The 25,895-nt window shown below is 73.4% G+C and carries 24 protein-coding genes and 1 pseudogene; 13 read left to right on the top strand and 12 right to left on the bottom strand.

Annotated elements, in window-relative coordinates:
- Positions 1-269 precede the first annotated feature (269 nt).
- Complete coding sequence (locus tag AC2TEW_RS00305) at positions 270-593, top strand: WhiB family transcriptional regulator (protein WP_033817598.1); 324 nt, start codon at positions 270-272, stop codon at positions 591-593.
- 248 nt (positions 594-841) lie between these two features.
- Here AC2TEW_RS00305 and bagB read toward each other — a convergent pair whose 3' ends face one another.
- Together bagB and bagA are read right to left on the bottom strand one after the other, a co-directional pair.
- Positions 842-1,990, bottom strand: coding sequence for an ATPase BagB (gene bagB / locus AC2TEW_RS00300; RefSeq protein WP_484621226.1), 1,149 nt, complete (start codon positions 1,988-1,990; stop codon positions 842-844).
- A complete protein-coding gene (gene bagA / locus AC2TEW_RS00295) occupies positions 1,987-3,060 on the bottom strand; it encodes an ATPase BagA (protein ID WP_484621225.1) in 1,074 nt (357 codons plus the stop codon). Before bagA ends, bagB begins: the two co-directional genes overlap by 4 nt.
- A gap of 160 nt (positions 3,061-3,220) precedes the next feature.
- On the opposite strand from bagA, the gene sp36 reads away from it, so the two are divergent.
- The 5 genes from sp36 to AC2TEW_RS00270 all read left to right on the top strand — a co-directional run bounded on the left by sp36 (position 3,221) and on the right by AC2TEW_RS00270 (position 6,053).
- Complete coding sequence (gene sp36 / locus AC2TEW_RS00290) at positions 3,221-3,379, top strand: Sp36 family protein (RefSeq protein WP_095874066.1); 159 nt, start codon at positions 3,221-3,223, stop codon at positions 3,377-3,379.
- Positions 3,379-3,849, top strand: coding sequence for a RidA family protein (locus AC2TEW_RS00285; RefSeq protein WP_484621224.1), 471 nt, complete (start codon positions 3,379-3,381; stop codon positions 3,847-3,849). The genes sp36 and AC2TEW_RS00285 overlap by 1 nt, the downstream gene beginning before the upstream one ends.
- 116 nt (positions 3,850-3,965) lie before the next feature.
- A complete protein-coding gene (locus tag AC2TEW_RS00280) occupies positions 3,966-4,838 on the top strand; it encodes an NUDIX hydrolase (RefSeq protein ID WP_484621223.1) in 873 nt (290 codons plus the stop codon).
- 202 nt (positions 4,839-5,040) lie between these two features.
- A complete protein-coding gene (locus tag AC2TEW_RS00275) occupies positions 5,041-5,235 on the top strand; it encodes a hypothetical protein (protein WP_484621222.1) in 195 nt (64 codons plus the stop codon).
- Positions 5,232-6,053, top strand: coding sequence for an MBL fold metallo-hydrolase (locus AC2TEW_RS00270; protein WP_484621221.1), 822 nt, complete (start codon positions 5,232-5,234; stop codon positions 6,051-6,053). Before AC2TEW_RS00275 ends, AC2TEW_RS00270 begins: the two co-directional genes overlap by 4 nt.
- Positions 6,054-6,222: 169 nt before the next feature.
- Here AC2TEW_RS00270 and AC2TEW_RS00265 read toward each other — a convergent pair whose 3' ends face one another.
- Complete coding sequence (locus AC2TEW_RS00265) at positions 6,223-6,897, bottom strand: Crp/Fnr family transcriptional regulator (protein WP_033818547.1); 675 nt, start codon at positions 6,895-6,897, stop codon at positions 6,223-6,225.
- A 593-nt stretch (positions 6,898-7,490) separates the two neighbouring features.
- Between AC2TEW_RS00265 and AC2TEW_RS00260 the strand changes: the two genes are divergently transcribed.
- On the top strand, positions 7,491-8,327 hold the full coding sequence (locus AC2TEW_RS00260; RefSeq protein WP_484621220.1) for a sulfurtransferase: 837 nt from the start codon (positions 7,491-7,493) through the stop codon (positions 8,325-8,327).
- Between the two features lie 39 nt (positions 8,328-8,366).
- On the opposite strand, the gene AC2TEW_RS00255 is transcribed toward AC2TEW_RS00260, so the two are convergent.
- The 3 genes from AC2TEW_RS00255 to AC2TEW_RS00245 form a co-directional block, all read right to left on the bottom strand.
- Complete coding sequence (locus AC2TEW_RS00255; RefSeq protein ID WP_484621219.1) at positions 8,367-10,919, bottom strand: FtsX-like permease family protein; 2,553 nt, start codon at positions 10,917-10,919, stop codon at positions 8,367-8,369.
- Positions 10,916-11,764, bottom strand: coding sequence for an ABC transporter ATP-binding protein (locus tag AC2TEW_RS00250; protein ID WP_484621218.1), 849 nt, complete (start codon positions 11,762-11,764; stop codon positions 10,916-10,918). Before AC2TEW_RS00250 ends, AC2TEW_RS00255 begins: the two co-directional genes overlap by 4 nt.
- A 121-nt stretch (positions 11,765-11,885) precedes the next feature.
- Positions 11,886-12,266: a hypothetical protein gene (locus AC2TEW_RS00245; RefSeq protein ID WP_484621217.1), complete on the bottom strand. Its 381-nt coding sequence runs from the start codon at positions 12,264-12,266 to the stop codon at positions 11,886-11,888.
- 350 nt (positions 12,267-12,616) lie between these two features.
- Here AC2TEW_RS00245 and nth point away from each other — a divergent pair, with 350 nt between their 5' ends.
- Together nth and AC2TEW_RS00235 are read left to right on the top strand one after the other, a co-directional pair.
- Positions 12,617-13,543, top strand: coding sequence for an endonuclease III (gene nth / locus AC2TEW_RS00240; protein WP_484621216.1), 927 nt, complete (start codon positions 12,617-12,619; stop codon positions 13,541-13,543).
- Positions 13,540-14,244, top strand: coding sequence for an NUDIX hydrolase (locus AC2TEW_RS00235; RefSeq protein ID WP_484621215.1), 705 nt, complete (start codon positions 13,540-13,542; stop codon positions 14,242-14,244). The genes nth and AC2TEW_RS00235 overlap by 4 nt, the downstream gene beginning before the upstream one ends.
- A 548-nt stretch (positions 14,245-14,792) precedes the next feature.
- On the opposite strand, the pseudogene AC2TEW_RS00230 reads toward AC2TEW_RS00235, so the two are convergent.
- A pseudogene (locus AC2TEW_RS00230) lies at positions 14,793-15,401 on the bottom strand (DUF4389 domain-containing protein); the annotation flags it as partial.
- 163 nt (positions 15,402-15,564) lie between these two features.
- Here AC2TEW_RS00230 and AC2TEW_RS00225 point away from each other — a divergent pair.
- Together AC2TEW_RS00225 and AC2TEW_RS00220 are read left to right on the top strand one after the other, a co-directional pair.
- Entirely contained in the window at positions 15,565-16,749 is a 1,185-nt protein-coding gene (locus AC2TEW_RS00225; protein WP_484621214.1) for a MarP family serine protease, read from the top strand.
- A 127-nt stretch (positions 16,750-16,876) separates the two neighbouring features.
- Positions 16,877-17,590 (top strand): metal-dependent hydrolase, encoded by a 714-nt coding sequence (locus tag AC2TEW_RS00220; protein ID WP_484621213.1) that lies wholly within the window; start codon positions 16,877-16,879, stop codon positions 17,588-17,590.
- Positions 17,591-17,621: 31 nt separating this feature from the next.
- Here AC2TEW_RS00220 and AC2TEW_RS00215 read toward each other — a convergent pair whose 3' ends face one another.
- The 4 genes from AC2TEW_RS00215 to nhaA all read right to left on the bottom strand — a co-directional run bounded on the left by AC2TEW_RS00215 (position 17,622) and on the right by nhaA (position 21,141).
- The gene (locus AC2TEW_RS00215; protein WP_484621212.1) at positions 17,622-17,852 is read right to left on the bottom strand and encodes a hypothetical protein; all 231 of its coding nucleotides are present in this window, start codon (positions 17,850-17,852) and stop codon (positions 17,622-17,624) included.
- 171 nt (positions 17,853-18,023) lie between these two features.
- On the bottom strand, positions 18,024-18,986 hold the full coding sequence (locus AC2TEW_RS00210; protein ID WP_484621211.1) for an alpha/beta fold hydrolase: 963 nt from the start codon (positions 18,984-18,986) through the stop codon (positions 18,024-18,026).
- A gap of 141 nt (positions 18,987-19,127) precedes the next feature.
- Positions 19,128-19,601, bottom strand: coding sequence for a phage holin family protein (locus AC2TEW_RS00205; RefSeq protein ID WP_033822945.1), 474 nt, complete (start codon positions 19,599-19,601; stop codon positions 19,128-19,130).
- Positions 19,602-19,815: 214 nt separating this feature from the next.
- Positions 19,816-21,141: a Na+/H+ antiporter NhaA gene (gene nhaA / locus AC2TEW_RS00200; RefSeq protein ID WP_484621210.1), complete on the bottom strand. Its 1,326-nt coding sequence runs from the start codon at positions 21,139-21,141 to the stop codon at positions 19,816-19,818.
- A 358-nt stretch (positions 21,142-21,499) separates the two neighbouring features.
- Here nhaA and AC2TEW_RS00195 point away from each other — a divergent pair, with 358 nt between their 5' ends.
- Positions 21,500-22,708, top strand: a complete 1,209-nt coding sequence (locus AC2TEW_RS00195; protein WP_484621209.1) for a serine hydrolase domain-containing protein — start codon at positions 21,500-21,502, stop codon at positions 22,706-22,708.
- 222 nt (positions 22,709-22,930) lie between these two features.
- Here AC2TEW_RS00195 and acs read toward each other — a convergent pair whose 3' ends face one another.
- Positions 22,931-24,889 (bottom strand): acetate--CoA ligase, encoded by a 1,959-nt coding sequence (gene acs / locus AC2TEW_RS00190; RefSeq protein ID WP_484621208.1) that lies wholly within the window; start codon positions 24,887-24,889, stop codon positions 22,931-22,933.
- A gap of 406 nt (positions 24,890-25,295) precedes the next feature.
- Here acs and AC2TEW_RS00185 point away from each other — a divergent pair, with 406 nt between their 5' ends.
- Positions 25,296-25,841: a C40 family peptidase gene (locus tag AC2TEW_RS00185; protein ID WP_484621207.1), complete on the top strand. Its 546-nt coding sequence runs from the start codon at positions 25,296-25,298 to the stop codon at positions 25,839-25,841.
- Positions 25,842-25,895 lie beyond the last annotated feature (54 nt).

Below are 25,895 nucleotides of genomic sequence, written 5' to 3'. Positions count from 1 at the left end.
CCATTTGCGGTCGGATGCACCCCGGCGTGTCTCCATATTCGGACACAGAGTGTGACCATAGCGCCTCTGGGAGTGTCGGCAAGGCCTACGACCTGCGATCACTCCAACGAGTGAGGTGTTGGGTACCCATAGTCCGATTGGGTCATTTGAGATTGAGCCCGAAGGGGCTGTTGCGGAGTCCAGTTCTTCCGTAACGTCCTCAACTGGCAACGGTGAATATGCCGTTGCCGCCGTGGGGGAGCCCCGAATCGGGAGAGGACGGCGCCAGCATGGGCTGGGTAGACGACTGGAGCGCACAGGCGGCCTGCCGCACGAGCGATCCGGATGAATTGTTCGTTCAGGGGGCCGCGCAGAATCGCGCCAAGGCGGTGTGCAGCGGGTGTCCCGTCCGCACCGAGTGCCTGGCCGATGCGCTCGACAACCGGGTCGAATTCGGTGTCTGGGGAGGAATGACCGAGCGGGAGCGCCGCGCACTGCTCCGTCGCCGGCCGACGGTGGGCTCCTGGCGGAGGCTGCTGGAGACGGCGCGGACGGAGTACGAGGAGTCTCTGGCCACCGGCGTGATCCTGCGGGACTACGCGCAGGCGGGCTGACGTCCTCCGGTTCGAGGAGTCCGGGGATTTCTCGAGCCTCACGGATGCAGCGCAGCTGACGGGCAGTCGGCAGGTGTGGGGGCGCAGTCGGCCCGGTGCACCAGAGGGGGTCTGCTGCCCGAGCCGCTCATCCGAACATCCAGGCCCGTCCGGGCACCCGGGTCAGTCCCGGTCCTCGGTGGGCCGTCCACAGGTACTCGCGCTGCGCCGTGCCCGCCACCGGGGCCACGGCGCTCATGCGTGCAGGCTCATCCGTGCTGCGCGTTGAGGCGTTCACCGACGGTCCGCAGGCCGGCCAGGTCGTGCACGTCACCGGCGAGTGCGGGCACCTCGACCATCGGCACGTCCGGGTAGACCGAGACGAAACGGTCCCGGGTGCGCCGCTCCCGGCCCATGATCTGCATCCGCTCGGCGTGCAGCCGCAGCAGGCCCGCGGCCAGCGTCTCGGCCTGCACGGTGGTGGTCTGCGAACCGTTCTCCTCCAGTGCCTCCGCGGCGGCCAGCGCCCGTTCCGCGGTGAGCTGGGCGGCGCCGGTGGAGTGCACCCGGTTCAGCACCAGCCCGGCCAGCGGCATCTCGTCCGCGGCCAGCCGGTCGACGAAGTACGCCGCCTCGCGCAGCGCGTCCCGCTCCGGCGCGGCGACCACCAGGAACGCCGTCCCCGGCGCCTTGAGCAGCTGGTACGTCCGGTCGGCCCGCTCGCGGAAGCCGCCGAACATCGAGTCCATCGCGCTGACGAAGGTCTGGATGTCGGTCAGCAGCTGGGCGCCGAAGATCTTGCCCAGGGTGCCGGTCAGCAGGCCCATCCCGACGTTGAGGAACTTCATCGCGCTCCGGCCGCCGACCTTGGCCGGGGCGGTGAGCAGCCGGATCACCCGGCCGTCGAGGAAGGAGCCGAGCCGCCCGGGGGCGTCCAGGAAGTCCAGGGCGGAGCGGGACGGCGGCGTGTCCACCACGATCAGGTCCCACTGCTCGGCCGCGCGCAGCTGGCCGAGCTTCTCCATCGCCATGTACTCCTGGGTGCCGGCGAAACCGGCGGACAGCGACTGGTAGAAGGGGTTCTCCAGGATCGCCTTGGCGCGCTCCGGGTCGGCATGGGCGAGCACGACCTCGTCGAAGGTCCGCTTCATGTCGAGCATCATCGCCTGCAGCTCGCCGGGGCCCTCGACGCCCTTGACCACCCGCGGGGTGTTGTCGAGTTCGGTCAGGCCCATCGACTGGGCGAGCCGCCGGGCCGGGTCGATGGTCAGCACCACGGCCTTGCGGCCGCGCTCGGCCGCCCGCAGCCCGATCGCCGCGGCGGTGGTGGTCTTGCCGACGCCCCCCGAACCGCAGCACACCACGATCCGGGTCGCCGGATCGTCGATCAGCGCGTCGATCTCCAGCCGCGTGGTCATGCCGCCCCCTGCCGCTTGAGTTCGCCCGCGAGCCGGTACAGCCCGCCCAGGTCCACGCCTTCGCCGAGCAGCGGCAGCTCGTACGTCGGCACCTTCAGCTGCTGCAGGTCGGCCCGCTGCTCCCGTTCCAGCTCGACCCGCTCGGCGTGCTCCCTGGCCTGCTCCAGCAGCGGGTCGATCAGCGGCTCGACGGCCGCCCGGATGGTCTCCGGCTTGCGCGAGCGCCCGCCGAGCCCGGCCTCGCCCAGGGCCTGGGCGACCTCCTCGCGGTGGTCGCCGTGCACCGCCGCCACCGCGGCCGCGTCCAGCAGCGGCGGGCGGACCATGTTCACCATGACCCCGCCGAGCGGCAGTTGCGCCTCGCGCAGCTCGCCGATCCCGTCGACCGTCTCCTGCACCGGCATCTCCTCCAGCAGGGTCACGAAGTGGACGGCGGTCTCCGGCGACTTCAGCACCCGCATCACGGCCTGCGCCTGATTGTGTATCGGCCCGAACCTGGCCAGCCCGGCGACCTCGGAGTTGACGTTCAGGAAGCGGGTGATCCGACCGGTCGGCGGGGCGTCCATGACGATCGCGTCGTACGCCCGGCGGCCGTCCGGGCCCTTGCGGCGGGCCGCCTCGCAGGCCTTGCCGGTGAGCAGGACGTCGCGGACGCCCGGCGCGACCGTGGTGGCGAAGTCCACGAAGCCGACCTTCTGCAGGGCCTTGCCGGCCCGGCCCAGCTTGTAGAACATCTCCAGGTACTCCAGCAGCGCCTGCTCGGTGTCGATCGCCAGCGCGTACAGCTCGCCCTGCCTGGCGCCCGGCTCGGCCGGAAGCCCCAGCCTGGCCCGGCCGACGGTGGCGACCTTGCGCTCCTCGTAGGGCAGCGCGGCGATGCCGAACAGCTCGGCGATGCCCTGCCGGCCCTCCACCTCGATCAGCAGGGTCCTGCCCCCCTCGGCGGCCAGCGCCAGCGCGAGCGCGGCCGCCAGCGTGGTCTTCCCGGTGCCGCCCTTGCCGCTGACGACATGCAGGCGCACGCCCTCCCAGTCCGGGCCGCGCTCCTCGGGGCCGGGGGTGCTCGCCACGCTCCGTCTCCGTCCGTCCGTCGACCGGCACCGCCTGGTGCCCTCCCCGTGAGCGTAACCAGCGAGCGCGGCCGATGGCGGGAGCATCCCGACGGCCGACGGGATTGACCGCCCCGCTGTGTCCCACCTCACACTGCGGCGGGCGGCTAGAGTCAGCGCCATGACCAAGTGGGAATACGTCACCGTGCCGCTGCTCGTGCACGCCACCAAGCAGATCCTGGACACCTGGGGCGAGGACGGCTGGGAGCTCGTCCAGGTGGTGCCGGGTCCGAACAACCCGGAGCAGCTGGTTGCCTACCTGAAGCGGGAGAAGAGCTGATGAGCAAGGTCGAGGAGAGGCTGGCCGAGCTCGGGCTCACCCTGCCCGGGGTCGCGGCGCCGGTCGCCGCGTACGTGCCGGCCGTCCGGTCGGGCGACCACGTGCTGACCTCCGGCCAGCTGCCGATGGTGGCGGGCAAGCTGGAGATCACCGGCAAGGTGGGCGCCGAGGTCACCGCCGAGGAGGCCAAGCAGCTCGCGCAGATCTGCGCGCTCAACGCGCTGGCCGCCGTGAAGTCCGTGATCGGTGACCTGGACCGGATCGAGCAGGTCGTGAAGGTGGTCGGCTTCGTGGCCTCCGCCCCCGACTTCACCGGCCAGCCCGGCGTGATCAACGGCGCCAGCGAGCTGCTGGGCGAGGCGCTCGGCGCGGCCGGCGTGCACGCCCGCAGCGCCGTCGGTGTGGCGGTGCTGCCGCTGGACGCCCCGGTCGAGATCGAGATCCAGGTCCGGGTCCGCGCCGAGGGCTGATCCGCGCCGGTCCGCCGCGCCGGCGGCTCCTGCCTGCCGGAAGTCGTGCCCGCTCCTGCGCGCGGGGTCGGGGCCGGGTCTGTCCAATCCCGGCCCCGCGCGTCTAGCATCCGCTCATGGATCATCGAGCAGGGTCGCTCCCGATGCCGCCGTCCTGGCCGGCCCGGATTCGCGCGCTCGCGTCCGGCGAACTGACGCCGGTCGCGCCGAAGCCGTCCGCCACCGTGGTGCTGCTGCGCGACGCGCAGCCCGGCACGGCCGCCGGACCGCAGGCGTACCTGCTGCGTCGGCGTACCTCGATGGCCTTCGCCGGCGGGATGTACGCCTACCCCGGCGGCGGGGTGGACCCGAGGGACGCCGAGGCCGAGCTGCGCTGGGCCGGGCCTTCGCCCGCCGAGTGGGCGGAGCGCCTGGGCGTGGACGCCCGGGCGGCCAAGGCGGTGGTCTGCGCGGCGGTCCGCGAGACCTTCGAGGAGGCCGGCGTGCTGCTGGCCGGCCCCGACGCCGACACCATGGCCGAACCCAGGGACTGGAGCGCCGAGCGGGCCGCGCTGGAGGCGCACGAGCTGTCGTTCGGCGAGTTCCTCGGCAAGCACGGCCTGGTGCTGCGCAGTGACCTGCTGGCGGCCTGGGCGCGGTGGACCACCCCCGCCTTCGAGGAGCGCCGCTTCGACACCTGGTTCTTCGTCGCCGCCCTGCCGTCCGGGCAGCAGGCGGCCGACCGCGTCGGCGAGGCCGACCGGGTCGCCTGGCTGTCTCCCGCGGACGCGGTCGAGGGCTACCGGGCGGGCCGGTTCGGGATGCTGCCGCCCACCGTGACCGTGCTCCGCGAGCTGCTGCCGGCCCGTACGGCGGCCGAGGCACTGACGCTGGCGGCGCAGCGGACGATCACCCCGGTGCTCGGCACGGCCGAGGTCGCGGGCGATCGTATGACAGTGCGATGGTCTGGGTATGAAGAGCTGACCATCGAGGGAGAGTTCCCGGCGTAGCGGCGCCGGGACGGAGGAAAGGCCCGGCGTAGCGGCGCCGGGACGGAGGAAAGGGCCCGGCGCAGCGGCGCCGGGACGGAGGAAAGGGCCCGGCGCAGCGCGGCCGGGACCCACGTACGAGCGACCCGGCGCAACGGCGCCGGGGCATGTGGACCGTGCCCGGAACAGAGACCGGGTCAGCACACGGAAGGAAACTCGGCCGATGACTCACAACGACGTGGCTCGCCGGACGGCGCACGACCTGCCCGCCCGAAGCCTGACGCCCCGCCTCCCGTCCGGCGGCGCCACCACCCACGACGTGTACGCGCCCAGGGCGCTGACGCGTCCGCTTCCGGCCCGCAGCCTGACCCGGTACAGCGCGGACGTGGATCGCAGCGGAACCGAGGGCGGCCGGTGAGCGGTCTCCTCCCGGGTGACCCCGCCGCCACCGTCGGTGGCGGGGGCACCCCCCGGGCGCTGTGCGTGCTGGCGCCCAACCCCTCGCCGATGACGCTGGACGGCACCAACACCTGGCTGCTGTCCGAGCCGGGTTCCGCGGTGGCCGCGGTGATCGACCCGGGGCCGCTGGACGAGGGGCACCTGCGGCGCGTCGTCGAGACCGCCGAACGGCAGGGGCAGCGGATCGGGTTGACCCTGCTGACCCACGGTCACCACGACCACGCCGAGGGCGCCGCCCGCTTCGCCGAGCTGACCGGCAGCAAGGTGCTGGCGCTCGACCCGGCGCACCGGCTCGGCGACGAGGGACTGCACCACGGCCAGGTGCTCGACATCGGCGGCCTGGAGCTGCGGGTGGTCGGCACCCCCGGGCACACCTCCGATTCGCTGACCTTCCATCTGCCCGCCGACGGCGCCATCCTGACCGGCGACACCGTCCTCGGCCGCGGCACCACCATGGTCGCCCACCCCGACGGGCGCCTCGGCGACTACCTCGACTCGCTGCGCCGCCTGCACACCATGGCCGCCGAGCACGGCGTGCGGACCGTGCTGCCCGGCCACGGGCCGGTGCTGGCCGACGCGCTCGGCGCCGTCGACTACTACCTGGCGCACCGGGCCAACCGGCTGGCGCAGGTCGAGACGGCCGTGGAGGCCGGCTGTCGGACCGCCGCCGAGGTGGTCGCCCGGGTGTACGCGGACGTGGACCCGGCGCTGTGGCCGGCCGCCGAACTCTCGGTGCGCGCCCAGCTCAGCTACCTGGAGGACCGCGGGCTGATCTGAGCCCGCCGCCCCGCCGCTGTCCGGCCATCGACGCCCCGCCCGGTGCCCGTCCGGCGCCCCACTCCCAAGAACGCCGAAGGGCCCGCGGGAGTCGTCCCACGGGCCCTCGACATGTGCAGCGTTCCCGGTGCGGTGCGAGCGGGGTGCGCCCAGTGTCCGCCGGCCGGTGTCAGCGCGAGCGGCGCGACAGCCGCTCGACGTCCATGAGCACCACCGCGCGCGCCTCCAGCTTGAGCCAGCCGCGGCCCGCGAAGTCGGCCAGCGCCTTGTTGACCGTCTCGCGGGAGGCGCCGACCAGCTGGGCGAGCTCCTCCTGGGTGAGGTCGTGCGCGACGTGGATGCCCTCGTCGGACGGCACCCCGAAGCGGCGGGAGAGGTCGAGCAGCGCCTTGGCGACACGGCCGGGGACGTCGGAGAAGACCAGGTCCGACATCACGTCGTTGGTGCGGCGCAGGCGACGGGCGATGGCGCGCAGCAGCGCGATCGAGACCTCGGGCCGGGCGTGCAGCAGCGGCAGCAGGTCGCCGTGGCCGAGGCCGAGCAGCTTGACCTCGGTCAGCGCGGTGGCGGTGGCGGTGCGCGGGCCCGGGTCGAACAGCGACAGCTCGCCGATCATCTCGCTGGGGCCGAGCACGGCCAGCATGTTCTCGCGGCCGTCGGGCGATGCGCGGTGCAGCTTCACCTTGCCCTCGACCACGACGTAGAGCCGGTCGCCCGGGTCGCCCTCGTGGAACAGCGACTCACCGCGGGCGAGGGTCACCTCGGTCATGGAAGCCCGCAGCTCGGCAGCCTGGTCGTCGTCGAGAGCCGCAAAGAGCGCGGCGCGCCGCAGAACGTCGTCCACGAGCTTCCTCCTGCTGGTGTCTGGGCAGTGCTACTCACCACCAAGGATGACGCATGTCACTCCGATCATATGAGGAGGGGGTGACCTGCTGGACACCGTACGGGGCCATTTGTACCCATCCGTGCGGCCCGGACCTCCGCCGGACACCCGCCGACGGCCTGCCGGGCCGCCCCACAGGGCGGGCCGGAGGACGGGCCGCGCGGGCCCGGTCCGGTGCCGTCGGGCCTCCCGGGGAGCCGATACCCGGATCCGTCGCCGGGAGCCACCGCAGCGCCCGCCGACTCCCGGCGGCCCCCGTGACCGGGCCGAGGCCGCCGGCCGCCGTAGTCGTGCGGACCCCCCCAGTACCTGGGACCGGCTCCCGCGCTGGTGCCCCGCAGCCTGGTCGCCGACGTCCTCGCGGACGTCCTCGCCGATGTCCTCGCGGTCGACCGCGTGCGCCGTCCGCGGGTACCGGCCGGCGCGCCACCGGACCACCGAGCCGGGCCCGCCCGGACCGACGGCCGGTCAGGCGGAGGAGGATGTGGTCGCCAACCCGTCCCACCGAGGCGGCCGCGCCCACCGGGCCGGGCCGTCACCGAGGAGGCCGCACGATGAGTCCCCTGCCCGTCCCGGGACCCCTGGTCGACGCCGACTGGCTGGCCGAGCACCTGGACCACCCCGACCTGGTGGTCCTCGACGCGGGCGTCGGCGCCCACCGCGACGCCGAACTGCGGATCCCCGGCGCGCTCGCCTTCGACATCGACGGCGTGATGTCCGACCACAGCAGCCCCGTGCCGCACACCATGCCCCGACCCGGTCACCTCACCGCGCACCTGCGCGCGCTCGGGATCGACGACCGCAGCACCGTCGTCACCTACGACGGTGCCGGTGTCTACTCCAGCGCCCGGGCCTGGTGGATGCTGCGCGCGATGGGATTCGACCGGGCCGCGGTGCTGGACGGCGGCCTGCCGGCCTGGACCGCGGCCGGACACTCCGTGGTGCCGCGGGCCACCGCACAGCAGGCACCTCCCGCAGGCGACTTCACCGCCCGACCGCGCCCCGAACTCGTCGTCGACAGTGCCGCGGTCCTGCGGGCACTCGCCGACGACGGCACGGCGGTGCTCGACGCCCGCTCCCGCGAACGGTTCACCGGTGCGGCCGCCGAGCCCCGCCCGGGCCTGCGCGGCGGCCACATGCCCGGCGCGGCGAACCTGCCGTTCACCGACCTCCAGGCGGACGGCCGGATGCGCCCGGCCGAGGACCTGCGCCGGATGCTCGCCGCCGCGGCCGGCGGGCGTGAACGGCTGGTCCTCAGCTGCGGTTCGGGTGTCACCGCCTGCGTCCTCGCCCTCGGCGCCGACCTGGCGGGCTACCGCGACCTCGCGGTCTACGACGGTTCGTGGAGCGAGTGGGGCCTGCCGTCCGCGCTTCCGGTGGAACAGGGCTGACGGCTGGCCGGCGGTCCCCCGGCCGGCCGCCAGGGGTTGCTACGCCCGGGCGGCGCCCGCCTCCACCGGGCGGGTGCGCAGCAGCGCGCGGGTGGGCAGCGCGGTCGCCAGCAGGCTGAGGGCGACCGTGCCCGCCGCGAGCGGCAGGGCGGTGCCGAGCGGCACGTACGGTGCCGAACCGGTCAGCCCGCGGGCGATCGGGACCAGGGTGATCCAGGCGATCAGCCCGCCCAGGACCAGCCCGGCGGCCGCCACCAGCAGCGCCTCCCAGCGCATCATGCCGAGGATCTGACGGCGGGTCGTCCCGACCAGCCGCAGCAGTCCGACCTCGCGGCGCCGGTCCAGCGCGGTCATCACCAGCGTGTTGGCCGAGGCGACCGCCGCGAAGCCGCCGAGCACACCGGCCATCACGTTGTTCGCCCAGGAGTTGATCTCCATGTCCCGGTCGGCCCGGGCGGTGTAGCCGGCCGCGTCGCTGACGGTCACCCCGGGCGGGCCGAGCTCCGTCACCGCGGCGGTGACCGCACCGGCCACCGCGGCCCGGTCGGCACCCGGCGCGGCGGAGACCATGACCTCGGTGTCGAAGCCGCCGGTCACATGGCCGGCGAGGGCGACCCGCGGCAGCACCAACTGGCCGAGTCCCAGGCCGCGTTCGTAGGTCGCGACGACCGTGGGGCGGACCGTGGTGCCGTCGCCCAGCCACAGCGGGGCTCGGTCGCCGACCTTGACCCCGAGCTCGTCGGCCAGGTGCGTGTCGAGGGCCACCGTGTCGGCGGAGGAACCGAGCGCGGCCAGCGAGCCGTCCCGGACCCCGAGGTCGAGCACCTCGGGCAGCCCGGCCGGGTCACCCGAGACGCCGAGCACGGTCGCGGAGACGAGGGCGTCCCCGGAACGGTAGAGGGCGCTGCTGCGCAGGACACCGATGCTCGCGTCCACGCCGGGCAGCCGGGCGAGCTGTCCGGCGGTGCCGGCCGGCAGGCCCGGGCCGTCCGAACCGATCACCTGGTCGGCCACGAGGCCGGCGCGCAACTGCGCCGCGGTGACGTGCGCGACGGTGCTCTGGATGAACAGCAGCGTCCCGCAGAAGGCGGTCACCATCACGATCGGGGTGATCGCGGAGGCCAGCCGCCGGGCGTTGGCGCGGGTGTTGTCGGCGGCCAGCGAACCGGCGGCGCCGCCCGCCCGCAGCGGCAGACCGAGGACGCCGGTGGCCAGCCTGGCCAGCAGCGGGCCGAGCAGCGCGACCGCGAGCAGGAAGCTCATCACCACGCCGAGTGCGGTGTTGGCCGCGTCCGAGCCGTCCAGTTCGGCGGCGACGGTGGCCAGCGCCACGCCGCCGGCCAGCGCGAGGAGGCCGAGGACGGTACGGACCGGGCCGGTCCGGGCCCGTTCCACCGCGGCCTCGCCGAGCGCCTGGCTCGGACGCATCCGGGCGGGCCGCCGGGAGGCGAAGTAGCCCGACGCCAGGGCCGCCAGCAGGGTGGTACCGACCGCCACCGCGGCGGGCACCGGCCCGACGCTCAGCGAGACCTCGGCGGGTACGGCGCCGCGCGAGACCAGCTGGCCGAACCACCAGCGGGCCAGCGCCAGGCCGGGCAGCACACCGAGCGCCCCCGCGACCGGCGCGAGCAGCGCGGCCTCGGTGGCGATGGTGCGGCGGATCTGACGAGGCGTCGCCCCGACCGCGCGCAGCAGTGCGAACTCCCTGGCACGCTGCCCGGTGGCGAGCGCGACCGTCCCCATCACCACGAACACGGCGGTCATCGCGGCGATCCCGCCGAAGGAACCGCCGAGCGCGACCAGCACCTCCCGGCCCTGGGCCAGCCCGGGCCGCTCGACCGAGCCGCGGGCGTCGCCGGTCAGCACCTCGGCGTCGGAGCCGACGGCCTGCCCGACCTCCCGGGCGAGTGCCGTCGTGCTGACGCCCTCGCGCGGCCGCACCGCGATGGCGTCGACCTTGCCGGGGTGCCCCGAGAGCTGCCCGGCGGCCTCGTCGGCGAACCAGGCGGTGGGGCCGCCGTCCTGGGCGGCCGCCAGCCCGGAGATCCGATAGCTGCCGCTCGCACCGGGTGCGACCAGACGCACGCTGCCGCCCACGGACAGCTGCCCGGCCTGGGCGGCGGCGGCGTCGAGGACGACCTCCCCGGCGCCGGGGGCACGGCCCTGGACGAGGGCCGAGCCCGCCGGAGCGGTGATCGCGGTGGCGGCGAAGCCCCGGCCGGTCAGCGGCGGCAGGGCGGTGCCGGGCCCGGACTGGACGGGGAAGGCCGTGTCGGGCACCGCCGAGGCGACCCCCGGCCGGGCGGCGATCCTCGCCACCAGCCCGGCGTCGACCCGGGCCCGTTCGGGCAGCGCGGTCTGTTCGGTGTGCCGGTCCTCGCCGCTGCCCACGGTGATCCCGGCGTTCGGCGAGGCGGCGACGAGGACGGGCGCGCCGGCGTAGCGCACCGGCGCGATGTGGGCGAGCACGCCGGTCTGCAGCAGCGTGCCGCAGGCCATGATGACCGCGGCGCCGAAGAACAGGGCGACGAAGCTGCCGGCGAAGGAGGCGGGCCGGAAGCGGACGGAGGCCCGCGCGAGTCCATTCGTCATGCCGCTGCCCCGACCTGGCCGGAGCCCGTCCAGCCGGAGCCGGTCCGGTCAGCGCCTGTCCGGCCGGATCCCGAGGCGGCGGTCAGCGTGACCATCCGGTCGGCGACGGTCCGCGGATCGGGCCGATCCAGCTCGTCGGCGAGTTCACCGTCGGCCAGGAACAGCACCCGGTCCGCGTGGGCGGCGGCCACCGGATCGTGGGTGACCATGACCACGGTCGCACCCATCTCGTCCACGGCCTGCCGCAGCAGACCGAGCACCTCGTGCGCGGTCCGGGTGTCCAGCGCGCCGGTCGGCTCGTCCGCGAACACCACCTCGGGCCGGGTGACCAACGCGCGGGCGATCGCCACCCGCTGCTGCTGCCCGCCGGAGAGCTGACCGGGACGGCGCCCACCGTGCTCGGCCAGGCCCACCCGGGCCAGCAACTCCTTGGCCAGCCGCCGGTCCTGACGGCCGCCGGCCAGCCGCTGCGGCAGCAGCACGTTCTGCTGCACGGAGAGCGAGGGCAGCAGGTTGAACGACTGGAAGACGAACCCGATCCGGCTGCGGCGCAGCCGGGTCAGCCGGTTCTCGCTCAGCGCGGTGATCTCCTCCCCGCCCAGCAGCACCTCACCGGAGGTGGGCCGGTCCAGCCCCGCCGCGCACTGCAGGAACGTGCTCTTCCCGGAGCCGGACGGGCCCATCACCGCGGTGAAACTCCCGTGCCCCAGGACCAGGTCGATGCCGCGCAACGCATGGACCGCCGAATCCCCCCGCCCGTAGCTCCGCCGGACCGCACGCAGCTCGACGGCCGGGTGCGCGGCCTGCGGACGGTCGGTACGTGGGCGTTCGCGCCGCAGTGCCATGGGGACCCTTCCTCCAACGGTGGATGACGTACTCCACGCTAGGAATCGGGAGGGCCGCGCGGCCATGGTGGCCGCAGGCGTCCCAGCGGTGGGGTTTACCCCCCGCCGGGGACGTTCCGGGTCAGCTCGGACCCGGGGTGGCCGGCGGCATCAGGCACCGGGTGCTCACGGTGAGCAGCAGACGGTCCGCGCCGCCTCCGGTCGAGACGTCGATGAAGTAGCGGCCCGCGTCATTTGCGGCGTACAGGAGGGCGTCGGGCCGGTCCTGCCAGGTCTCACGGTAGCCCTTGATGGTGAAGCCCTCCTTCTCCAGCATGGTGCGGATCTTGCGGATGGCGTCGGGGTGCTGCGCCGCCGGGAGAGTGCTCGTTGCGTGGTAGGCGAGTGTGTAGCGGCCGTCGTTGACGACCTCGTCGTTCTTGCCGACGCAGTTGCTGAAGAAGGGGTTGATGCTGTCGCGCGTGAGCGCGACTCCGGCGGTCTGCGCCATGGTCTCGGCCATGTGTTGAGCCCACTCCTGAGCTGCGGTCCTGGCCATGACGGGGAGCGGCTCGGCCGGATCCGGGCCTGAGGTGCAGCCTCCCAGGAGCACGGGCAGGGACAGGGCCGCTGCAACCACGGAGAGGCGCCTCGTGTGCTGGCGCGAGGGCGGGCAGGACCGACGGGGCATCAGGGTCTCCTCGGTGATGTGACCACCGAAGTTAGCGAGGTCGATGACAACCGGTATCCGTTCAGGTACTCAACTCGGCCTGGGAACGGGACGGACCGGCCCACCGGTGGCCCGTGCGGTGACGGAGGCCGCTCCACCTGATTCGACGCCGTTCGTCCGCCGCTACGGCGTAGCCTTCGTGCATGGCAGAGAGCAAGGTCCGGAAGGCGGCGGCGACGGCCGCGCCGGCGGTGAAGGTGGCTGCGAAGCCCAGGAAGCCGGAGTCGCACCTGGCGATGGTGCGGCGGGCCCGGAAGATCAACCGGGCGCTGGCGGAGCTGTATCCGTACGCGCACCCTGAGCTGGACTTCGAGTCGCCGTTCGAGCTGCTGGTGGCCACCGTGCTGTCCGCGCAGACCACGGACCTGCGGGTGAACCAGACGACGCCCGCGCTGTTCGCGGCCTACCCGACCCCGGAGGACATGGCGGCGGCGGATCCGGAGAAGCTGGAGGAGATCATCCGGCCGACCGGCTTCTTCCGCGCCAAGGCCAAGTCCCTGATCGGACTGTCGACGGCGCTGCGGGACCGCTTCGACGGCGAGGTCCCCGGGCGGCTCGCCGACCTGGTGACCCTGCCGGGTGTCGGCCGCAAGACCGCCAACGTGGTGCTCGGCAACGCCTTCGGTGTCCCGGGCATCACCGTGGACACCCACTTCGGCCGGCTGGCCCGCCGGTTCGGCTGGACCACCGACGAGGACCCGGAGAAGGTCGAGGCGGCGGTCGCCGAGATCTTCCCCAAGTCGGAGTGGACGATGCTCTCGCACCGGGTGGTCTTCCACGGCCGCCGGGTCTGCCACTCCCGCAAGCCGGCCTGCGGCGCCTGCCCGATCGCCCCGCTCTGCCCCTCGTACGGCACGGGCGAGACGGACCCGGAGAAGGCCGCCAAGCTGCTCAAGTACGAGCTGGGCGGCCAGCCGGGCCAGCGGCTGCGCCCGCCGGCCGACTACCCCGGCCGGCCCGCACCCGCTGCTGCCGGCACCGCCGCCGGCACCGGGACCGGCACCGCGACGGCGAACGCCGATACCGACGCGGCGGACACCGAAATCGGCGGAACGGACGGGGTGGCATGACGGGGGCGATCGATCCGGACGGACTGCCGGACTGGCTGGTGCCGGTCCGGGCCGCGGCCGAGCGGGTACTGCCGGAGCAGCTGAGCCGCTTCCTGCCGCCGCCGGAGGGCGGGCGGCCGTCGGCGGTCCTGATGCTGTTCGGCGAGGGGCCGCTCGGCCCGGACCTGCTGCTGATCGAGCGGGCCCGTTCGCTGCGCTCGCACGCCGGTCAGCCCTCGTTCCCGGGCGGCGCGCTCGACCCGGAGGACGGCGACCCGGACGGCCCCGGGCCGGTGCGGGCCGCGCTGCGGGAGGCGGCCGAGGAGACCGGGCTCGACCCGTCCGGGGTGCAGGTCTTCGCGACCCTGCCGTCGCTGTTCATCCCGGTGAGCAACTTCGTGGTGACGCCGGTGCTGGGCTGGTGGCGTCGGGAGAGCCCGGTCGCACCGGTGGACCTGGCCGAGACCGGCGCGGTCTTCCGGGTACCGCTGGCCGAGCTCACCGACCCCGCGAACCGCGCCCGGCTCCGGCACCCCTCCGGCTTCACCGGGCCGGTCTTCGACGTGGCCGGACGCCTGGTGTGGGGGTTCACGGCCGGGGTGATCGACCGGGTGCTGCACTACAGCGGCCTGGCGCTGCCGTGGGACACCTCGCGGACCATCGCACTGTCCGACGACGCACTCGGCCTCGCCACGCGCGGCGTGAGCGGCGAACGCGGCTGAGCCGCCAAGCCGCCGTCCCACCCGTCCGGCCGGGCGACGGGCCCACCTCCCGGCCGGACGGCGGAGCGGCTACGGACTGCTACGGACTGCTACGGACGGCGGGGCGGCTGCCGGTCACCGGTCAGCGCGTAGAGCGTGTTCGGCACCTGCCGGATGACCGACACGGTCCCGTAGACGTGGTCGTTGTCATCGTCGTAGTCGTAGTCCCGGGTGACCGAGCTGACCACCGACGACGCCACCCCGGCGACCAGGAACAGCACCAGCAGCGCCTTCCCGCCACCACTCATCAGCAGCGGCCGGGTCGCCGACACCGCCCCCGGACCCTTGACCGGCCCCCCGGCCCCACCCGCCCCACTCGCCATCCCCGCCCCACCGGCCCCACCAGCCACGCCGGCTGCACCGGCCCCCCAGGCCGCCCCGGGCACTCCGGCGCCAGCAGCTCCGCCCGAGGCCGCCGTGGCCCCCGTACCGGCCCCCGCCGCGCCCTGCCAGCCCGGGGCGCCCTGCCCTTCCGGCCGGCCGGGGGCGGGCGGCACCGGCGGCAGCGGCGGCTCGACCACCGCCTCCGGGTCGCCGAACAGCCGCTTCGGGTACGCCGGGGTGAGCATCAGCACGTACGCGGAGAACCGCATCCGGTACCGCAGCACCGCCGCCGTCGCCTCGAACAGCGGCCGCGGCATCCGCCCCAGCACCAGCACCACCAGCCAGCTGAAGAACGCCAGCACCCACCACCCGGTGACCAGCAGGTTCTGCACGATGGCGGCCGGGATCATCAGGATCAGGCGGAAGAACACCGCCAGCCGGTTCAGCAGCCCCGGGCGTACCTCGATCCGCACGGGGTAGTCGTCCGCCTGGAGCCGGAACGGCGGGTACCGGTCGACCAGCAGCATCAGGTAGCCCTCCACCCGCGTGTCGTACGCGACGTACGAGGCCAGGTAGCTCGCCGCGAAGTCGGGCAGCCGGCCGAGCGCGAGGGCTCCGAACCAGCCGATCACCACGACCACGAAGGCGGCAATGCTCAGCAGCCAGACCACGATCAGCTGCGGGATGGCCAGCAGTGCACGCAGGAACACGGTGATCCGGCTCTGCGGACCCGGTTCGGGGATGTCGAGCGGGGGCAGCCACTCGGCCTCCACTGCGGTACTGGCATCCCACATTCCTGCCTCCCGGGCCGGTCGTCCGCGCTGGTTGTGAAGGTGTTCCGATCAGACGTTTCCAGTGCGCCACGCACCGTGCCCGTCGGGTGGACCGAGTGAGCGACCGGGAAGGACCGGGCAGGACTGTGCCCACCAGCCGCCGGGGACATGGGAGGGTATCCGGGTGAACGTCCTGGATCTGCTGCTGATCGCCGCCGCCGCGGGCTTCGCCGTGTCCGGCTACCGGCAGGGCTTCGTGGTCGGCGTGCTCTCCGTGCTGGGCTTCCTCGGCGGCGGCCTGATCGCGGTGCAGCTGCTGCCCCTGCTGCTGAGGCACATCGGGCCGGGCACCACCGCCTCGGTGGTCGCGGTGGTGGTGGTGATCGTGCTGGCGGCGATCGGGCAGGCCGTCACCACGCATTTCGGCTGGAAGCTGCGCGGCCACATCGGCAGACGGCGGGCCCGGACCCTGGACGCGATCGGCGGCTCGGTGGTCAACGTGATCTCGATGCTGCTGGTGGCCTGGCTGATCGGCTCCGCGCTGGCGGGGACCTCACTGCCGACCGTCTCCAAGCAGGTCCGCACCTCGGCGGTGCTGGGCGGGGTCCAGGACGTGCTGCCCGACGACGCACCGAACTGGTTCTCCGACTTCAGCAAGGAACTGGCCCGCAGCGGCTTCCCCCAGGTCTTCAACCCCTTCGAGCACGAGCCGATCACCGAGGTGGAGGCCCCCGACCCGGCGCTGGCCGGCAGCGCCGCCGTCCAGCGGGCCCGGCCGAGCCTGGTCAAGGTGGTCGGCACGGCCACGGCCTGCGGCAAGACCCTGGAGGGCAGCGGCTTCGTGTTCGCCCCGCACCGGGTGATGACCAACGCCCACGTGGTCGGCGGGGTCGAGGAGCCGACCGTGCAGATCGGCGGCGCCGGCCAGCTCTACGACGCCACCGTGGTCCGCTACGACTGGCAGCGCGACATCGCCGTCCTCGACGTCCCGAAGCTGAACGCCCCCGCGCTCACCTTCGCCGGCGAGGCCAGGACCAACGACAGCGCCATCGTGGCCGGCTTCCCGGAGAACGGCGCCTTCAACGTCCAGCCGGCCAGGATCCGCGGCCGGATCCAGGCCAACGGACCGGACATCTACCACCGCGGCCAGGTGGTCCGCGACGTGTACTCGATCCGCTCGCTGGTCCGCCAGGGCAACAGCGGCGGCCCGCTGCTCACCCCGGACGGCCAGGTGTACGGGGTGGTCTTCGCCAAGTCGTTGGACAGCTCCGACACGGGGTACGTGCTCACCGCGGCCGAGGTCCGGGACGACGCGGTGGCGGGTGCCACCGCGACGGCCAGGGTGGACACCGAGGGTTGCGCGCTCTGAGGGACCCGGCGGACCGGGCCCGGGCTGGTAGCGTCACCCCGCGCTCACCCGTCCCGCGCACCCCGCCGCGCCACCGGGGTGTCGACGGCGCGGACCGGGTGGTCTGGCGGGAGGGCGGAGAACCGACATGATGGGTCACTCGCACGCGATCAGCGGCGCCCTGCTCTACGCGGCCTCGGCGCCGTTCCTGCCGCCGCTGCTGCTCGGCACCGAGCTGCGGCCGGCCGACATCCTGATGGGCACCGTGCTCTGCGCGGGCGCGGCGCTGCTGCCCGACCTGGACCACCACGACGGCACCATCGCCCACTTCCTGGGACCGGTCTCCCGGCTGCTGTGCCGCCTGGTGGGGTGGCTCTCGGGCGGGCACCGGCACGCCACCCACTCGCTGCTGTTCGTCGCGCTGACGGGCGCCGGCGCCTGGGCGGGGATCACCTACCTGGGCCGGAACTTCACCCTCGGCCTGACCTTCGTCCTGCTGGCCCTGGCGATCCGGGCGCTACGGCTGCACCCGCCCGGCGACGGCCCGACGGCGTGGATCACCACCATGGGCCTGGCCGCCCTCGGGACGGCCGCCCTCGACCGGTGGATGCCGAGCGCACCGGGCTGGCTGCCGTACGCGGTGGCGCTGGGGACCCTGGCACACCTGCTCGGGGACTGCCTGACCAAGCAGGGGGCTCCGCTGCTGTGGCCGCACCGGGAACGCTACGAACTGGTCCTGATCAAGCGCACCGGCAACGGCGTCGAGACCAAGGTGCTGGTCCCGGTGATGACGGCCGCCACCTTCGTGCTGCTCTGGTACACGGCGCTCTCCCCGACCGTGCTCGGCCGGCCGGGCCACTGACGGGCCCGCCGGCCGGGCGGTGGCGGCGGGGTCAGGCCTCGCGGCGCAGCCGGGCGCCCACCCAGCGGGCGCGGCGCCCCAGGATGCGCGGGATGCCCATCCGGTGCGCCCCGGCCCGCGGGGGCCGGCCGGCGCCGTCGTAGGGCCACTCGGGCGCGTGCTCCCGCTCGCCGCGCTGGGGGGACCGGTCGGACTGGCTCTGCGAGCTGCTGCCGGTCCGGTGACGGCGCGCGGCGGGCTCGCGATCGGGCATCCAGGTCATACCTGATGAATGCCCCTGGGCCGAGCGGAGTAATCGCATCCAACCGGGCATCTGTCATGTGCGATTGTCATATGAATCTGCGTCAGCTTGGCGTCGGACCACCCCGGACCCGACTCCGGACCCGACTCCGCGCCCGATTCCGGACCCGATTCCGGACCTCCGGTTCGGGCCTCAGTCCTTGTGCTGCCCCAGCCAGTTGACGAGCTCCGCGGTGAACTCCTCCGGCACCTCCTCGTGCGGGAAGTGCCCGACCCCGGGCAGCAGCCGCCAGCGGTACGGCGCCTCGACGTACTCGCCCGCCCCGATCGCGGTCTGGGCCAGCAGCACCGGGTCCGCTGCGCCCTGGATGTGCAGGGTGGGCGCGGTGATCGGCTTCTTCATCCGGCGGGCGAACTGGATGCCGTCCGGGCGGGCCATCGAGCGCATCAGCCAGCGGTACGGCTCGATCGAGCAGTGCGCGGTGCTGGGGATCTGGATCGCCTTCCGGTAGGCCGTCACGGCCTCCCGGTCCAGCTGGCTCGGCCCGGTCCAGGCGTCCAGGTACCGGGCCACCAGGGCGCCGTCGTCCGCGACCAGCTGCCGTTCCGGGATCCACGGGCGCTGGAAGCCCAGCACGTGCTCGAAGGCGGCGATCTGCCGACGGTCCGTCAGCAGCGCCCGGCGCAGATGGCGGGGGTGCGCGGCGGAGACCGCGGTCAGACTCCTGATCACGGACGGGCGCATCACGGCGGCGACCCAGGCCAGCGTGCCGCCGGTGGCGTGGCCGACCAGGTGCGCCCGCCGCTCACCGAGCGAGCGGATCACCCCGGTGATGTCCAGCGCCAGGTTGGCCGGGTCGTAGCCGCGCGGGGTGCGGTCGCTGCCACCCATGCCGCGGAGGTCGAGCGCCACCGCCCGGTAGCCGGCCTCGGCCAGCGCGGTCAGTTGGTGCCGCCAGGCCCACCAGTACTGCGGCCAGCCGTGCACCAGCAGCACCAGCGGCCCCTCGCCGATCTCGGCGATGTGGAAGCGGGCGCCGTTCGCGGCCAGATCTCGGTGGATCCACGGTCCGGCCGAGCGGACGTCCCACCCGGCCTCGGCGGGCCGGGGAGTGACGGGCGGCGGCGTGGGAACGGGCTTCTGGTCCAGCGGCATACGGAGAGCCTGTCATACCCGCGCCACGGACACGTCCCCGGCACTCTTCCCGACGTCCTCCGCCCGGCTGCCCGGCGGTCTCCCGCCGTCCGCCCGGCGGTTCCCCCGCCGCCCGCCCGGGCTGCTACGGGATGCGGGCTGCTACGGGATCCGGCCCAGCGCCCGGTCGATCTCCTCCTTGGTGGCGGGCCGCGGCCGGGCGTTCTTCAGCACGTCCGCCGTGGCCTGCGCACCCTCGATGGTGCGGTGCGGCTTCTCGATCTTCTTGAACGAGCGCATCGCCAGCAGCCCGAGCAGCGCGGCCAGCACCAGGTACGCCCCGCCGACGATCAGGAAGGACCAGCCCAGCGTCAGCCCGAGCGCCTGCAGCCCGTACGCGGCGGCGAAACTCAGCATCGGGATGGCGGCCAGTGCCACCACGCCCGCCACCGAGATCGAGACACCGCCGGTGACCCCGCGCTTGACGTCCGCCCGGATCTCCGCCTTCGCGAGCGCGATCTCGTCGTGCACCAAGGCGGACAGATCGGCGGTGGCCGCGGCGAACAGCTGCCCGACCGAACGCTCACCGTCGTAGGGGGCCCGGCCGTTGCCTGGGTCTGCGGCTCCTGCGGCCATCAGCGGTTCTCCTTTGCGCGGCTACTCACTCGATCGACAGCTCAGCATCATGCCTCTACCGGTCAGTCAGGCACCACTCCGGGGCCGCTCAGGGGGGAACGGCGCGTCGCTCCGGCGGCAGCTGCCCGCTCCCGGCCGGAGCCTCCCGCCCCGGTTCGGAGCCTCCCGCGCCCGGCCGAAGCCTCCCGTCCGGGCCCTGGCGGGTGAACCGGCGTCAGCCCGTCTGCTGGTAGACATCGGGGATCCCGTCCCCGTCGGAGTCGCGGTTCTCGTCCTCGAACAGCTGCCGGTAGTGCCGGTTGCGCAGCTTGAGCAGCACGGTCGCGGTCACCGCGCAGAGCAGCGAGCCGACCAGGACGGCCGTCTTGGAACGGTCCGCGAGTGCCGGGTCGTCAGGGAAGGCCAGCTCGCTGATCAGCAGGGACACCGTGAAGCCGATGCCGGCCAGGGTCGCCACCGCGAACATGTCGGCCCACTTCAGCTGCGGATTCAGCTCGGCCCGGGTGAACCGGGCGGCCAGCCAGGTGCCGCCGAAGATGCCGATGGTCTTGCCGACCAGCAGCCCCAGCACGATGCCGAGCGGCGCCGCCTGCGTGAACACCTCGCGCAGCGTCGGCCCGGAGACCACCACACCGGCCGCGAACAGCGCGAACACCGGCACCGCGAACCCGGCCGAGAGCGGCCGGACCAGATGCTCGATGTGCTCGCCGGGGGACTCATTCTCGTCCCCCTCGGTGTGGCAGCGCAGGATCAGCCCCATCGCCACGCCCGAGACCGTCGCGTGCACACCGCTCTCGTGCATCAGCGCCCAGATCACCAGCGCCAGCGGCACGAACAGGTACCAGCCGTGCACCCCGCGCCGGTGCAGGAACCAGAACAGCACCAGACCCGCCAGCGACAGCCCGAGCGCCCAGAACTTGATCCCCGAGCTGTAGAACACGGCGATGATCAGGATGGCGATCAGGTCGTCCACCACCGCCAGCGTGAGCAGGAACGCCCGCAGGGCGGAGGGCAGGTGACTGCTCACCACGGCCAGCACCCCGAGCGCGAAGGCGATGTCGGTGGCGGTCGGGATCGCCCAGCCTGCCGGGTGCCCGCCGGGCCCGCTGTTGGCCACCGCGTAGACGATCGCCGGCAGCGCCACACCGCACAGTGCCGCCACCACCGGCAGCGCGGCGGCGCTCGGGCTGCGCAGCTCACCGGCCACGAACTCGCGCTTGAGTTCGATCCCGGCGACGAAGAAGAAGATGGTCAGCAGCCCGTCGTTGGCCCAGGTCTCCAGGCTGAGGTCCAGGTGCAGCGGCGTCGAGGGCCCGATGGTGTAGTCCGACACCGTCTCGTACGCGTGCGGCCACACGTTCGCCCAGATGAGTGCGACCACCGCGGCGGCCAGGAGGAGGATGCCGCCGACGGTCTCGGTGCGGAGTGCGGCGGTGATGAACCGCCGCTCGGGCAACGGCAGCAGGCCGAGGAACTGGCGGCGCCCGCCGGTCCCGGACGAGGGCGGCGGTGTGGGCTGCGGTGGCGACGGCGTGGCCACGGGGGAGGACCTCCTGAAGGCGGCGGATGGATACACCGGTGGTGCAGTGCCGACCAGACTTCCCGGCGCGCCTCAGAGACCTTTGATGTTTTGTTGACAGTCTACGGGGCTGGTCGTAGTGCTATCCGATTCGTCCTATTTTATGCCGACCCTCGTGCGGCGCCGCTTGTGGGTGCCGAGCCCGCCCCGGGTCGGGTGGCGTGGGCCGGGTCTTTGGCCGGACCGGATGAACCTTCGGCTGCGGACCGGCCTTCCACCCGAACGGACTCGGCCGGATGCAGGACCCGGTGCCGGTCCCTAGCGTCGGGGACATCCGCTGTCCGACCACGGGCGGCCAGCTTCCGCACGGAGGAACCCCATGCCCAGCCAGGAGACCGAGCCGATACGGACGGAGGGCGAGGGCTGGACGGGCGGCAATGACGCCCAGAGCGCCCCGCCCCTGTTACCCCAGCCGGCCCGGACCGTCCCGGCCCCCGCGGGGGCGAGCGCCGTCGCACCCGGACCCGCCGACGAACTCGCCCCCGACCTCGTCCGCCGCCTGCGCCCCCTGCTCGCCGCGGTCTCCCCGAGCGGCGGCATCGCCCTTGCCGTGATCAGAGGCGACGAACGCACGGTGTCCTGCCGGGGCTACGCCGACCGGGCAGCCGAACGCCCGGTCCGCGCGGACACCCGGTTCGAGCTCGGATCGGTCACCAAGACCTTCACCGCGCTGCTGCTCGCCGACATGGTCGCCCGCGGCGAAGTGCGCTACGACGACCCGATCGACCGCTACCTGCCGGCCGACTCCGTTCCCGGGTACCCGCACGAGCGGCCGATCACCCTGATCCACCTCGCCACCCACACCTCCGGCCTGCCGAGACTGCCGGGCGGGTTGGCGCCCGCGGCCGTACCGCGCTGGTTCACCGACCCGTACGCCACCTTCAACGCGGCGCACCTGCTGCGCGCGCTGCCCCGAACGCCCGTCCGCGGCACCCCCGGCGCCCAGGTGCGGTACTCCAACCTCGGCACCGGACTGCTCGGCCTGGTGCTGGCGAACGCCGCCGGGCAGCGCTACCAGGAACTGCTCCGCAGCCGGATCTGCGGCCCGCTCGGCCTGATCGACACCTCCTGCGGAACCGGAGGGGAGGAGGTCACCAGCTACCGGCGCGGACGCAACCTGCCCTCCTTCCGCATCCCCGCACTGCCGGGCGCGGCCGCGCTGCGCTCCACCGCGGACGACATGCTCCGGTACCTCCAGGCGCACCTGGCGGTCGAGGTCGTCCCCATCCCCGAACGCGGCGGCGCCGCGACCAGCCTGCGGGCTGCCCTGACAGACGTCTGCCTGCCCCGGGTGGCCCGCCGCCGCGCCGGGTCCCGGATCTGCCTGACCTGGGATCAGCGGCAGCTCGCCGAGGGCGAACTGTTCTACAGCGCGGGCTCGACCCGCACCTGCTCCACCTTCGCGGGCTTCGACCGGACGGCACAGGTGGGGCTGGTGGCGATGGCGAACACCCACCCCTCGTCGCGACGGAAGTTCGGCCAGGCGGCGTACCAGGCACTCCTGGGGCTGGCCGACGAGCGGCGCTGACCGGCCTGACCGCGCCCGGCCGGGTTGACCGGGCTGGCCGGCGTCGGCCCGCTGGCTCGGTCGGCCCATCGGCCCCATCGGCCCCATCGGCCTGTCGGGCGCGGTGCTCGGCGGACCGGGCGGGGACAGGGGCAGTGGGGGACGGACCGTGCGGAGGCGCGGGTGGCCCGCTCCGGGGCTCGGAGCGGGCCACACCGTTGATCGGGACCGGGCAGGACCGGATCAGCTGTCGCTGTCGCCACCCGCAGGCAGCTGAGCCTGGATCAGGTTCATCACCGAGGAGTCGGCTAGCGTGGTGGTGTCGCCCACCTCGCGGCCCTCGGCGATGTCGCGGAGCAGACGGCGCATGATCTTGCCGGAGCGGGTCTTCGGCAGCTCGCTGACGACCTTGATCTGCTTGGGCTTGGCGATCGGCCCCAGGGTGCGGCCGACGTGGTCACGCAGGTCGGCGATGAGCTCGGGGCTGTCGGTGGCGGTGGAGCGCAGGATGACGAAGGCGACGATGGCCTGGCCGGTGGTGGCGTCGGTGGCGCCGACGACCGCGGACTCCGCGACGGCCGGGTGGCCGACCAGCGCGGACTCCACCTCGGTGGTGGAGATGTTGTGGCCCGAGACCAGCATGACGTCGTCGACCCGGCCGAGCAGCCAGATGTCGCCGTCCTCGTCCTTCTTCGCACCGTCGCCGGCGAAGTAGCGGCCGGCGAAGCGGGACCAGTAGGTGTCGATGTAGCGCTGGTCGTCGCCCCAGATGGTGCGCAGCATGGAGGGCCACGGCTCGGTGAGGACGAGGTAGCCGCCGGAGCCGTTGGGGACCTCGTTGGCCTCGTCGTCGACGACGGTGGCGCTGATGCCGGGCAGGGCGCGCTGGGCGGAGCCGGGCTTGGTGTGGGTGACGCCGGGCAGCGGGCTGATCATCATGGCGCCGGTCTCGGTCTGCCACCAGGTGTCGACGATCGGGGTCTTGCCGGCGCCGATGTGCTCGCGGTACCAGACCCATGCCTCGGGGTTGATCGGCTCGCCGACGCTGCCCAGCACCCGCAGCGACGACAGGTCGAACTTGGCGGGGATGTCGTCGCCCCACTTCATGAAGGTGCGGATCGCGGTGGGCGCGGTGTAGAGGATGCTGACGCCGTACTTCTGGACGATCTCCCAGAAGCGGCCCTGGTGCGGGGTGTCGGGGGTGCCCTCGTAGATGACCTGGGTGGCGCCGTTGGCGAGCGGGCCGTAGACGATGTACGAGTGGCCCGTGACCCAGCCGATGTCGGCGGTGCACCAGTAGACGTCCGTCTCGGGCTTGAGGTCGAAGACGGCGTGGTGGGTGTAGGCGGCCTGGGTGAGGTAGCCGCCGGAGGTGTGCAGGATGCCCTTGGGCTTTCCGGTGGTGCCGGAGGTGTAGAGGATGAACAGCGGGTGCTCGGCGTCGAACGGCTCGGGGCTGTGCTCGCTGCTCCGGCTGTCGACGAGGTCGTGCCACCACACGTCGCGGCCCTCGGTGAAGGGGGTGTCCTGGCCGGTGCGGCGCACCACCAGGACGTGCTCGACGCCGTCGACCTTGGTCAGGGCCTCGTCGATGGCGGGCTTGAGCGCGCTGGGCTTGCCGCGGCGGAAGCCGCCGTCGGCGGTGATGACGAGCTTGGCGTCGGCGTCCTGGATCCGGGAGGCGACGGCGTCGGCGGAGAAGCCGCCGAACACGACGGAGTGGGTGGCGCCGATGCGGGCGCAGGCGAGCATCGCGATGACGGCTTCGGGGATCATCGGGAGGTAGACGGCGACGCGGTCGCCGGCGGTGACGCCGAGGTGGAGCAGCGCGTTGGCGGCGCGGGAGACCTCGTCCTTGAGCTGGGCGTAGGTGAGGGTGCGGGAGTCGCCCGGCTCGCCCTCGAAGTGGATCGCCACCCGGTCGCCGTGGCCGGCCTCGACGTGGCGGTCGACGCAGTTGTACGCGACGTTGAGCTTGCCGTCGGCGAACCACTTCGCGAACGGCGGGTTCGACCAGTCCAGGGTCTCGGTCGGCTCGACGGCCCAGTCGAGCCGGCGGGCCTGCTCGGCCCAGAACCCGAGCCGGTCCTCGGAGGCCTGCGCGTACGCGGCGGCGGTCACGTTCGCGGCCGCGGCGAGCTCCGCCGGCGGCGCGAAGCGGCGGTCCTCCTTGAGCAGGTTCGCCAGACTCTCGTTGCTCAACGCGTACTCCTCATCGAGTTCTCTTCTTCAGGGCATCCCTGCGGAGGGATTGTCCCTTGTGTCCCAGCGCACAGCTCACCAGGCGAACGGGTCTGTTGACAAGAGGAGATTCCGAGAATTGGTGTAGACCTTTTTCCGTAAGATCTGCCGCGCCGGAGCTCGGCCGGCCCCGGGCGGGCGGGGAGGGGCAGGTGTGCGACGGTGCGGGACGCCAGGAGGCCCTGTGGCACACCGATCTGACGATCAGTCGGATGAAGGCCTTGGAGAGTGCATTTCCGGGTACCTCACTGGTAGTCGTGCCAGTAGCAGTTCCAGAGGTGGTCAGGACCTCGTGGAGCACGGCGGGCCCACCGCTTCCGAGCCGGCCCGCGTCTCAGCCCTCCCTTCTTCCTTCGGGGGTCGAGCCATGCCCGAAACACCTGCCATCTTTCCCCTCCTTCCCCTTTTGCCCCGCCCCGGCGACTTCGCGGCGGTCCGGATGAACGGCGGCGTCGGCCGCCTCATCCGGGTCGGCCAGTGGCTGAACGGCGACGGGTTCGCCGACTTCGAGCACGCCTTCGTCCTCGTCGACGACGACCAACTGGTCGAGGCCCAGCCCGGAGGTGCTCAGCTGCTGCCGCTCAGCGCCTACCAGGACCATCCGATCCTATGGTCGACCGGCATCGTTCCGTTGACCGACGACCAACGGACGGCGATCGTCACCGCCGCACGCGGCTACCTGGGTGTCCCGTACAGCTTCGCCGACTATGCGGCGCTTGCGGCCCACCGCTTCCACCTGCCCATCAGCCCACTGGTGAAGGGCTATGTGGCGTCGACCAAGCACATGATCTGTTCGCAACTGGTCGACCAGTGCTACCAGGACGCCGGGGTCCGGCTGTTCGCCGATGGGCGGTGGCCGGGTTACGTCACCCCCGCCGATCTCGTCAACCGCCTGCTGGGCCAAACCTCCTGACCGTCCCCGGAACCGGGTGCTGCTGCCACCGGGTGGAAGCAGTACCCGGCGATG

The sequence above is a fragment of the Kitasatospora sp. NEAU-CNBT7 genome, assembly GCF_057220535.1.
This window is presented reverse-complemented; position numbering and strand designations above follow the sequence as displayed.